The sequence below is a fragment of the Paraburkholderia madseniana genome (assembly GCF_009690905.1).
Classification (GTDB): Bacteria; Pseudomonadota; Gammaproteobacteria; order Burkholderiales; family Burkholderiaceae; genus Paraburkholderia; species Paraburkholderia madseniana.
Genome location: NZ_VOSW01000160.1, coordinates 1 through 10,424, shown reverse-complemented (window position 1 = coordinate 10,424; position 10,424 = coordinate 1). Strand labels below are relative to the sequence as shown.

Below are 10,424 nucleotides of genomic sequence, written 5' to 3'. Positions count from 1 at the left end.
CGCGCCACCCTCCGCCCGCGCCCGACGCACGCTTTCGGCTCCCCTTGCTCGGGCCCCACAGATCGGCGGGCGGAAAGCGCGAATTTACAAGCCTCTGCGTCGGCGGTGGCGACCCCACCGCCATGGCCATCGAGATAATTTAACGTAAGCGCCGGTTGGACTCGTATCGGGAGCTCTGCATGGACATACTTCAAGACATGCGCGTCTTTGTGCGCGTCGTCGAAGCCGGGAGCTTCACCGCGGCGGCGAACAGCATGGACGCCACTCCTGGCCAGACCTCACGCGCCGTTTCGGATCTGGAAGCACACCTTCGAACCCGACTGCTCAACAGGACCACACGACGCATCGCGATGACTGAAGCTGGTGAGCGATATTACGATCATTGCATGCAGATTCTGGCACTGATCGAACAGGCTGAGGCGGAGGCTGGTGACGCACATGCGCGTCCGTGTGGGAAACTGAGGGTTCGCACTCCGGTCGGGTTTGGACAGCACTACCTCATCAAGGCGATCGGTGCATATCAACAGCTATATCCTGAAGTGAAAGTCCGGCTGACGCTCGCCAATGGCACGCCGGATTTCATCGAAGACGGCTGCGACGTTGCAATTGTCGGGGCACTGGCATTATCGGATTCAGAGCTCATTTCACAGAAAATCGGTAGTGCATTCAGCATTGTTTGCGCATCACGTACTTACATCGAGACCCATGGTGTCCCGCACAAGCCAGACGATCTCGAAGCGCATTCGTGCATCCACCTGAACACACCCGAATCTCCAATGAACTTGTGGTCCTTCGAGGGGCCAAACGGAGAGGAGTCCATTCGACTCCGGCCAGCCTTGCTGGAAGTCAATACACCAGAGGCTCTTGTCACTGGAGTACGGGAAGGACTAGGAATCGGCCTGATTCCGATTTATTCGGCGATCAGCGGATTGCGCAACGGCGAACTTGCGTGGGTTCTACCCGAATACAGTTCGCAGGAGATGGGACTTTACGCGATGTATCTATCGCGACAATACGTGGACGCAAAGATTCGCAGCTGGGTGGACTATCTGAGGGATACCATGCCGGCGAAGCTGGCGGCTGATCAGGAAGCCGCTAGCAGATTCATTCACCGTTGATTGATGCAAGCGCCACTCTACTTCTGCTCTCCGGTCGCTTCGAGGATCAGATTTGCCACTTCAGTCGGATGCGACAGCAGCGACACGTGGCTCGACTTAAGCTCGATCGTATGCGCGTGCATCCGGTTCGCCATGAAGCGCTCCAGATCGGTGTTGATGGTCCGATCTTCAGTCGACACCGCATACCAGGTCGGCTTGTCGTGCCACGCGGCGACGGTCGTCTTCGCCATCGTGATCGCCTTGCCAATGGGCTGCTGAACCGCATAATACTTCTCTGCTTCAGCCCTCGGCAGATCGCCGGCAAAGTCTTTCAAAAATGCCTGCTCGGATAGCTGGCCGTAGCCGTCGGCCGACCACTGAAGCCCCGCCGATGCGGGCGCGGCTGGAAATTTCTTCGTCAGTGCCGGATAGTCCTCGCCGGCATCCGGCGCACGCGCGGCAATGTACACGAGGCCGGCCACTTTCGGATCATCGCCAGCCTGGCTGATCACCATCCCGCCGTACGAGTGCGCGACTAGCAGCGTCGGGCCATCCTGTTGCGCAAGTGCGCGCTTGACCGCGTCCACGTCCGCGTCGAGCGAGGTCGTCGGATTCTGCACCGCCGTCACGTGCAGGCCCTTTGCCTGCAGTAGCGGAATCACTTTCCCCCAGCTCGAACCATCTGCAAACAACCCGTGAACCAGCACGACGTTCTTGATCGGTGCGGACGGAGCTGCGGTGCTGTCCTGTGCGAATGACGTCGTTGCGCTCAGCAGCGTGGCGCAGGCGAAACCGGCGAGGACAAACGAATTCAACTTCATGAGACTTCTCCGAGATATGTGAAGGATGAGATTCGCGAATTTCGCTCAGCCGCAATGACGAGTCGAAAGACGAAACATACCCAGCCAATCATCCGGTCGATGCTTACGACTGCAAGCGGGCGCTGGATTCTGGTGTACGAAGGTGCAAACACAGTCCCAGTGCAAACATTCCGTTCACTGCAAAGTTTTTTTTTGAGTCAACGTCTGCAAGCAGCCATTGCATCTGGACAAGCACGAACGGCTGATACGGGTCGAGCCGGGAAGCTGACGTCCTGATTGAACCGTCACGGACTCGCTTTCTGAAGAATCTGCGGAATAAATTGAGCCGGCGCTCGTTTCGTCCATTGCCTTTTATTTTTCTTTCTTCCGCTTCGGCAATGTCGGACCTGCTTGCGCTCTCCACGCGCTGCGGGCGACGCCGGCATCCTGCGAGTTTGCCAATGAAAAGAATCCTGGTGACATGCGCTCTTGTTGTGTCTGTTCCTGCCGCGCATGCGCAAAGCAGCATTACGTTGTACGGCATCATTGATGAGGGCTTCGAAGCAATCAGCAATGTGCCTGTTGCCGGCAGCAAAAGCGGCGGCAGACTGTTTCGACTCGATGCCAACAACGGTCTGAATGGGTCCCGTTGGGGACTCAAAGGATCCGAAGATCTCGGCGGCGGCCTCAAGGCGGTCTTCACGCTCGAGAACGGCTTCGAACTCAACACCGGAAATCTCGCGCAAGGAGGTGATGAATTTGGCCGACAGGCCTTTGTCGGTTTGTCGAGCGACCGGTATGGCACTGTGACGCTCGGGCGGCAATACGATCCCATCATCGACTACGTCGGAATATACGAGTTCGGTGATTCAAATCTTGGCTCGGATCACGCGGCACATCCCGGCGACCTCGACAATTTCAACTTCACACGTCGCCAGAACAATTCAGTCAAGTACCAGAGCCTCGACTACGGCGGTTTGAGATTCGAAAGTCTCTATAGCTTCGGCGGTGTGCCAGGCTCGCTTGCAACCAATCAGGCCTACTCTTTCGGAGCCCATTTTGCGAGAGGCCCGCTTGGTATGTCCGTGGCATATTCACACGTCAACAATCCGGCGGCGTCCTTGTTCGGGAGCAACCCAACCGATACCGCGACGTCGAACGGGCTGACCGCGAGCCCGATCTACAGCGGCTATGCGTCGGCAAGAACGTACCAGGTCGTAGCGGCCGGCGGTTCATATGCGTTCGGACACGTGGTCGTGGGCGCGACCTATTCGAACATTCGCTACTCGAACATTGCCACGCTTAGTGAAAGCAGTGCGGATTTCAACGACGCGGAAGTCAGCCTGCAGTACCTGATTGCCCCGGATTGGTCGGTTGGAGCGGCCTACAACTTCCTGAAAGGGAACGCTGTGACTCAAACCATTGGGGGCGCCAAATACAATCAGCTCTCCGCCGGTGTGAATCACAAGCTGTCCAAGCGCACCGATGTCTATATTTCAGGTGCATGGCAGACGGCGAGCGGAGACGACTCGACCGGCCACGCGGCGGTCGCGAACATTGCCGATTTGTCGCCTTCTTCGAATCGTCATCAAGCGGTCGCTCGTATCGGAATCCGGCATCAGTTCTAGTCGCGCTCCGTCAACCCAAGCACACCCTCTCCTGCGCACGCTCGCTTTTACAAGCGTTCATCCGGTCGATTTCCCATCCCACCTCGTGCTATGCGTTCACCTGATCGTGCGACGCGTGCGAAGGGGGCGGAAAACTGGCCTCCGGGTGGGTTGTAAGAAAAACAGGCAGGTCGGTAGCGGGCGGCCTGGCGGGAACGTCGAAGAACATTTCGCAAACCCAGCCGCGATGATACGAAGCGTGGTTCACGAGATGCATGAACATCGCGCCGCGCGACATAGCCGAACGCTCGCTGGATATGAACGCGAACGACAACGTCTCAGCCAGCGACGCGTCAGTCTGTTCATCCGCCCAGCGTTCGAACCACGTGTTCATGTCCTGTTGCGCGCCACGCAGGTCGTGTAGATCGGCATGCACGACCACGTTGCGTGTCGTGAAGCCGTGCTCCTTGCGTTCGAGGTGCGCCTTCCAGATCAGATCGACCACGTAAATGTGATTCAGCGTGCCGATCATCGACTTGAACAAGGTCTGCCGCGTTTTGACGGCTTCACCGGGCGGCAATGCTTCGATGCAATCGAACAGCACGTTGTCCGCCCAGGTTTTATAGCGGGAAAGAATGCGGGTGGTTTGCGTATTGAGCATGACTCGTTTCCTTGACTATTCGCTCGCGTCGTTCAGCACGTCCAGCGCAGCACGACACGCGCCGGCCAGTTGTTCACGCATCAAATCCTGCACGTTCGACGAGCGGTTCACAATGGCATCGCGAATTTTGACCGCTTGACTGAACGACGCCTGCATACGGCCGCCGCGCGCCATCGCTATGCGCCGCAGGCGGCGCACAGGTCCGATCAATCCAGCGTGACTGTCCTGCAGCGTGCGGTTGTCGGCGATCGTCATCACGATTGTGTAGAAGCGGTCTAGCGCTTCTACGTAACCCACCGGATCGCCAGCATCGACGCTCACCTGCATCGCCTCGATCACGTCGTCAAGTTGCGCGATGCCGAGTGTCGTGATGCGCTCCAACGCAAGCTGTACGGCAAGACATTCAAGCGCGGCGCGGACCGTGTAAATCTCCTCGACATCGCGCAGCGTCACGGCGCGCACGTACGCGCCGACACGCGGCAGCACCGTCACCAGTCCCTCGCGTTCGAGTTGCGCGAACGCCTCGCGCATCGGCGTGCGGCTTACATTCAACTGCTTCGCGACCTGAACTTCTGAAAGGCGGCTGCCCGGCGCAAGCACGCCCTCGACGATCGCCTCGCGCAACGCGGGTACCACCACGCCTTCGCTCAATGAGTCGCTAGATGCATCGACCGTGCGCATGCGCGAGTGATATTTGCTCGCGATCTTGTCAAGCGAATGTGTGCCTGCATGCGCACCTTTCGCGTGCTTCGGTGCGGCGGCTTCGGCAGTTTTCATTGCAGTTTTACTGGAAGGCATTGACACCTCATGGTTCTGTGAATACGCTGTATACAGATTATACACCCGCAATTACTTGCACGGCACTGGAGTAAGCGCTGAAGCGTCAACGCCGGTCGACACAGGAGAAGTTATGGATCGCAGTCCATTCCCGCAGCCAGTTTTGATTGAGCGAACGGGCAACGTGCTGAGTTTTAGGCTGAATCGCCCGGACGCGGGCAACGAGGTTTCCAGCCTGATGTTCGAGGCAATGACGGCGGCGTTACGCAGCGAGGCCGCAGAGCCGAGCGCGCGTGTGCTGCGCATCCGCGGGAGCGGCAACATGTTTTGTACCGGACGCGAGCGCGCCGGCCGCGACGCAGTGTCGATCCGTTCGGAAGTCGCGCGGCTGATCGAACTGAAGCGCCTCGTGCGCGGTACGTCGATGATTTCGATAGCGGAAGTGCATGGCGATGCGCATGGCTTCGGCTTCGGACTCGCGATTCTGTGTGACTTCACGCTAGTGTCGTCACGCGCGACGCTCGCGTTTCCCGAGATGCGCAAAGGCTTGCCGCCCGCCGCGATCATGGCCTATCTGGGCCGCTACGCTTTGCCGAAGACGCTGTTTCCAATGGTGCTGTTCGGCGACACGTTGACGCCTGCCGCCGCGCTGCAGGCGGGGCTGATCACGCAGGTCTGCGAGGCTGCTGCGCTGCGCGGCGACGCCGACGCCCTCACCGATCGCATCCTCGCGCTCGACGATGCAGGCGTGCGCCAGTGCAAGGCGTTCTTTCAGTCGGCGGAGGAAAGCCCGATCGAGCAGAACTTCCGCAGCGCGACCGACATGCTGACCGTCACGAGCCTGCGACTGATGCAGGGCCGCTGAGCGCAAGCTCACCCATCGAAGTCCGCACATGGCGCGCGCGAACTTATCCTGGGAAGGCTCGCGTTTCTTCAGCACGCCGGCAGCAAGCATCTTGCATGGGACCGGAGTCAGTGCCAAAGCGCCAACTCTGGTCAACAGGAGACAGACATGAACGTCAACGCAGGGCCACGGCTCGACCGTTTGCCGATGTCGGGATTTCATCGGCGCATCATGTGGTTGATTGGCATCGGCATGTTCTTCGACGGCTTCGACATCTATGTCGCGTCGACCGTGCTCGGTGCAACGCTCAAAACCGGCTTCTCGACACTCGGCCAGAATGCGCTATTCGTGTCGCTAACGTTTCTAGGCATGATGCTCGGTTCGCTTGGCACCGGTTTTCTCGGCGACCGTTTCGGCCGCCGTTTCACGTATCAGGCAAATCTTGCGGTGTTCGGACTCGCGTCGCTCGGTGCGGCGCTCGCGCCGAACATGAGCGTGCTGATCGCGTGCCGCTTCGTGATGGGCCTCGGACTCGGCGCGGAAAATGTCGTCGGCTATTCGACACTGACCGAATTCGTGCCGCCGCAAAAGCGCGGTAAGCTGCAAGGATTGATGGCCGTGTTCGTCGTGTCCGGGTTGCCGGTCGCCGGGCTGATCGGATTGCTGCTGATTCCAGCATTCGGCTGGCGCGCAATGTTTGTGCTGGGCGGCTTCGGCGCGCTGGGTGTCTGGTATGCGCGCAAGTCGCTGCCCGAGTCGCCGCGTTGGCTCGACTCGGTTGGTCGCCATGAGGAAGCCGGCGCGATCCTGAATCGCATCGAAAGCGAAGTCACCGAAGCGCGCGGCGGCGAGCCGCTGCCGCCGCCTTTTGTCGCGAAGACGTCGGGGCAAGCGGCAACGTTGCTGTCGTTCGGATCGCTTTTCAGCGGCACGATGCTGCAACGGATGATCGTGGGCTGCGTGACGCTCGTTGTGATCAATACGTTGCTGTACGGCTTCGTCACCTGGCTGCCGACCTTTTTCGTGCATCAGGGCTTCAGCATCGCGAGGTCGTTCGGCTTCGCGCTCGTCATGTCGCTCGGCGCGCCAATCGGCTCAGCAATCGGCGCATTGACGGCGGACTCGTGGGGCCGCAAGCCGACCATCATCGGTGCGTCGCTCGCGGCAATCGTGTTCGGCGCGATCTATCCGTTCGTCTCGGATCCGCTGCTGCTGCCCCTTGTCGGCCTGTTGCTGACTATTCCGATCTACGTGCTTGTCGCGCTGCTGTTCGCGATTTACGTACCCGAACTCTTCCCGACCGAAGTCCGGCTGCGCGCCTCGGGCATCTGCAACACGCTGGGTCGCGGCGCGACAATCGTCACGCCGTTTATCGTCGTCGCGCTGTATGCGCAGCACGGTATCGTCGGTGTGCTGACGCTAATGATCGGCCTGCTCGTCATTCAGATCGTCGTGGTTGCGTGGCTCGGCGTCGAGCCGACCGGCCAGCGCCTCGAAGACCTGCAGCCCGCCGACCTACAGGCAAGCGATGCGATGCGCACTGACGCGCATGCATCGCCTCTCAAGTGAACCACCTGGAATTGATCTCTATGGACACAGTGAACCAGACACATCTCGATGCGCAGCTTTTCATCGACGGCGCATGGACAGACGCCGACACCGGCCGTAGGCTCGACATCGTCAACCCGGCGACGGGTGAAGTAATCGGCGCGCTCGCGGCCGCGTCTCAACAGGATGTGGACCGCGCGGTGCGCGCGGGCCATCGCGCGTTCGAAAGCGGCGCGTGGCGCGACATGCCGATCCAGCAACGCGCGCGCGTGCTAAACCGTTTCGCCGATCTGTTCGAAGCGGATCTAGAACAGTTTTACAAACTCGAAACGCTGAACAACGGCCGGCCGATCTCGGAGACGCGCGCGCAGATTTCGCGTCTGCCGCAGTTCTACCGCTATTTCGCGGCGCTTGCGCTGACGCGCCGCAGCGACGTGATTCCGATCGAAGGGCCGTACCTCTGCTACACGCAGCGCGTGCCGCTCGGCGTCGTCGCGTTGATGACGTCGTTCAATCATCCGCTGATGATTCTGTCGAAGAGTCTTGCGCCCGCGCTCGCCACGGGCAATAGCGTCGTCATCAAGGCGTCCGAGCAGACGCCGCTGACCACTGTGCGCCTTGTGCGTCTGCTGGATGAAGCAGGCGTACCGAAGGGTGTCGTGAACGTCGTGAACGGCGAAGGACGCGAGGCAGGCGCGGCGCTCGCGCAGCATCCGCTGATCCGCAAGGTCGTATTCACGGGCGGCACGGAAGTCGGCCGCTCGATTGGCGAAGCGGCGGCACGCACCTTCGCGTTGACGACGCTCGAACTCGGCGGCAAGGGCGCGGTGATGCTATTCGACGATTTCGACATGGAGCGCGCGGTCAACGGCGCGGCGTTCGCGGCCTTCATTGGCGCGGGGCAGACCTGCGTGTGCGGCGCGCGGATTCTGGTGCAGAAGTCGATCTATGTGGCGTTTCTCGAACGTTTCCGCGCGAAGACGATGGGTATTCGCGTAGGCGATCCTGCCGATGTGAAGACCCAACTCGGCCCGGTGATTTCGGACCGCTCGCGCCAGCGCGTTCTCGCGATGCTGGAGCGCGCGAAGGCGGCGGGTGCAAAGGTGCTGACGGGCGGCGGCGTGCCGTCCAACCTGAAGCAGGGCTTTTTCATCGAGCCGACCGTGCTGTATGACGTCGATCCGCGTTCGGAAATCGGTCAGGATGAAGTGTTCGGGCCAATCACCGTCGTGATGCCCTTCGACGACGAGGCGGACGCGATCCGTATCGCCAACGACACGCAGTTCGGCCTCGCCGCTTCCGTGTGGACGCAGGACGTCGCGCGCGCGCATCGCGTCGCAAGCAAACTCGAATTCGGCATGGTCTGGGTCAACGATCACCACCGGCTCGACCCGGCGTCGCCGTGGGGCGGTTTCAAGAACAGCGGCGTGGGGCGCGAGACGGGCGTCGAATCGTTCGATCAGTTCAGCGAACCGCGTGCGGTGACGATCAATATAAGCGGCAAAACCATCGACTGGTATGCGGACGATGGTGAACTGAAACGTCTTAATTGATTCTTCTGAAGCGACGTTGCAGCCCTTCAAACGGTTCCATAGACGTGTGTAAAATCGACTGCAACGTCGCTTTGAGAGCAGTCCAATGCTAAGGGTTAAGGGTACGTGATGTCCGCGAAGGCACGCTGCCAGAAGATTGCACGCGGGGGCTTCCGCAAGATGCAATTGCGTGGCCAGTGCGGAATGGTCCGCCTTGGACCCGAAGAAGTCAAAGCGGTGCAGAACGGAGCAATCTCGGTGAGAGACGCCATCGGCGCCTGAGGTGTTGCACCGGCAAAAAGCATTTTGACCGTGTCAACATCTGGAGGCCAGCATTGCTGGCGCCGTACGCTGCTTCGAAGTACGGCTCTGATCAGACTGTCCATGGGTATTACTATCGCTTCCAACATGCCCGTCGAACGACCGCTATCTAGCCAGTCGGGAGACCGCTCCGGGTCGGGTCCCGCCTCACGCTTTTCTCGTAAGCGGCCGTTCTCTGAGCGTAGCAACGTCAAGGCATGATCGTGCGAATGACAGGTTGCCGCGTATCGACAGCTTGGCCTCGCCGAGGCGTGCGCGGGCCGGCGGCAACGCGCGCTCGATTATTTCGAGCGTGTCCGTGCACACAATCCTGACGATCGCGCGAGTGTTTGTCTTGCGTCGATCAGGGAGCGCCGGATATCGACGGCACGTCAGGGAACCATCTGCATGTCGCCTGGAGCTTGCGGCGGCAGCTTGATAGAAATGACCTTGAATTCGCCGCTGGTCGGCTCGGACCCCGCATGCACGGTTCCCTTCGGGATAGTGATCAAGTCGCCGGCGTGGATCTGACGCTGTTCGTTACCTAGCCAGAAAGTGCCGCTTCCCGAAATCACATACTGGATTTCGTCAGAACCTCTATGCGTATGCCTGGGTACGTTACCGGTCTGCACTGCGACGGTCCCGCTCGGCGTGACGACCAGACCCTTCGAACGCAAGGTGCCCATGTTCGGAATCTGTGGACCAAGATCGGCATCGGTTAAGGCTGCCAGGTCAACGATCTGCGCCGTTAGCGGTACGTCTGACGCCTGGGCCCACGCCAGTGTGCCCAGATGAGATGCAAACATGCCGGCAACGAAGGTGGCAGGCAATGCCGCGAGATAGATGTATCGACGCATGTTCTTATCCTTTCAGATTGAACGGACCAACGGTGTGCAGTGTTGAGGAGTGGCTTGTCCTTATTCGATTGTCGCACCATCGAGAAGGCAGCTCAAAACCAGGGCAACACCTGAGCACCCTCCCGAACAGGACATGCGAAGGAGATCCCCGGGGTGAGGGGGAAATCAGCCGGCGAATATTGACGTGCAGCATATCGCGAGCAGGAGGCTTCGCTGCCTCGAAGTCGGGCGCCTCCTGTGCGCCGGCATATATAAAACCTGTGGGGCGGTAGCCGGCCGAGCCTGTGTGGAAACTCAGTTTTGGCTCTGAGGGCGAGGTTGCCGGTCGGTCGATAAAGTTAGATGCGTCTCGCTTGCGCTAATCAAACATCCGCGGGCGCAAGAAGCCCCTTGGGGCTTCA

9 protein-coding genes are annotated in these 10,424 nt (G+C 60.0%); 5 read left to right on the top strand and 4 right to left on the bottom strand.

The window, feature by feature from the left end; translation table 11 throughout:
• The first annotated feature begins 179 nt into the window (after nt 1-179).
• On the top strand, nt 180-1,118 hold the full coding sequence (locus tag FSO04_RS42645; RefSeq protein ID WP_154567367.1) for a LysR family transcriptional regulator: 939 nt from the start codon (nt 180-182) through the stop codon (nt 1,116-1,118).
• 17 nt (nt 1,119-1,135) lie between these two features.
• Here the strand turns inward: FSO04_RS42645 and FSO04_RS42640 are convergent, their stop codons facing one another.
• Complete coding sequence (locus tag FSO04_RS42640) at nt 1,136-1,918, bottom strand: alpha/beta hydrolase (protein WP_154567366.1); 783 nt, start codon at nt 1,916-1,918, stop codon at nt 1,136-1,138.
• 440 nt (nt 1,919-2,358) lie between these two features.
• Between FSO04_RS42640 and FSO04_RS42630 the strand changes: the two genes are divergently transcribed.
• A complete protein-coding gene (locus FSO04_RS42630; RefSeq protein WP_154567365.1) occupies nt 2,359-3,525 on the top strand; it encodes a porin in 1,167 nt (388 codons plus the stop codon).
• Between the two features lie 88 nt (nt 3,526-3,613).
• Here the strand turns inward: FSO04_RS42630 and FSO04_RS42625 are convergent, their stop codons facing one another.
• Nucleotides 3,614-4,165: a DinB family protein gene (locus FSO04_RS42625; RefSeq protein WP_154567364.1), complete on the bottom strand. Its 552-nt coding sequence runs from the start codon at nt 4,163-4,165 to the stop codon at nt 3,614-3,616.
• Between the two features lie 15 nt (nt 4,166-4,180).
• Nucleotides 4,181-4,963, bottom strand: a complete 783-nt coding sequence (locus tag FSO04_RS42620) for a GntR family transcriptional regulator (protein WP_154567363.1) — start codon at nt 4,961-4,963, stop codon at nt 4,181-4,183.
• Between the two features lie 112 nt (nt 4,964-5,075).
• Here FSO04_RS42620 and FSO04_RS42615 point away from each other — a divergent pair, with 112 nt between their 5' ends.
• The 3 genes from FSO04_RS42615 (at nt 5,076) to FSO04_RS42605 (ending at nt 8,887) form a co-directional block, all read left to right on the top strand.
• Entirely contained in the window at nt 5,076-5,807 is a 732-nt protein-coding gene (locus FSO04_RS42615) for an enoyl-CoA hydratase/isomerase family protein (protein ID WP_154567362.1), read from the top strand.
• 147 nt (nt 5,808-5,954) lie between these two features.
• Complete coding sequence (locus FSO04_RS42610; protein WP_154567361.1) at nt 5,955-7,355, top strand: MFS transporter; 1,401 nt, start codon at nt 5,955-5,957, stop codon at nt 7,353-7,355.
• Between the two features lie 20 nt (nt 7,356-7,375).
• Nucleotides 7,376-8,887: an aldehyde dehydrogenase gene (locus FSO04_RS42605; protein ID WP_154567360.1), complete on the top strand. Its 1,512-nt coding sequence runs from the start codon at nt 7,376-7,378 to the stop codon at nt 8,885-8,887.
• Between the two features lie 671 nt (nt 8,888-9,558).
• Here the strand turns inward: FSO04_RS42605 and FSO04_RS42600 are convergent.
• Complete coding sequence (locus FSO04_RS42600) at nt 9,559-10,023, bottom strand: cupin domain-containing protein (protein WP_154567359.1); 465 nt, start codon at nt 10,021-10,023, stop codon at nt 9,559-9,561.
• Nucleotides 10,024-10,424: the final 401 nt, after the last annotated feature.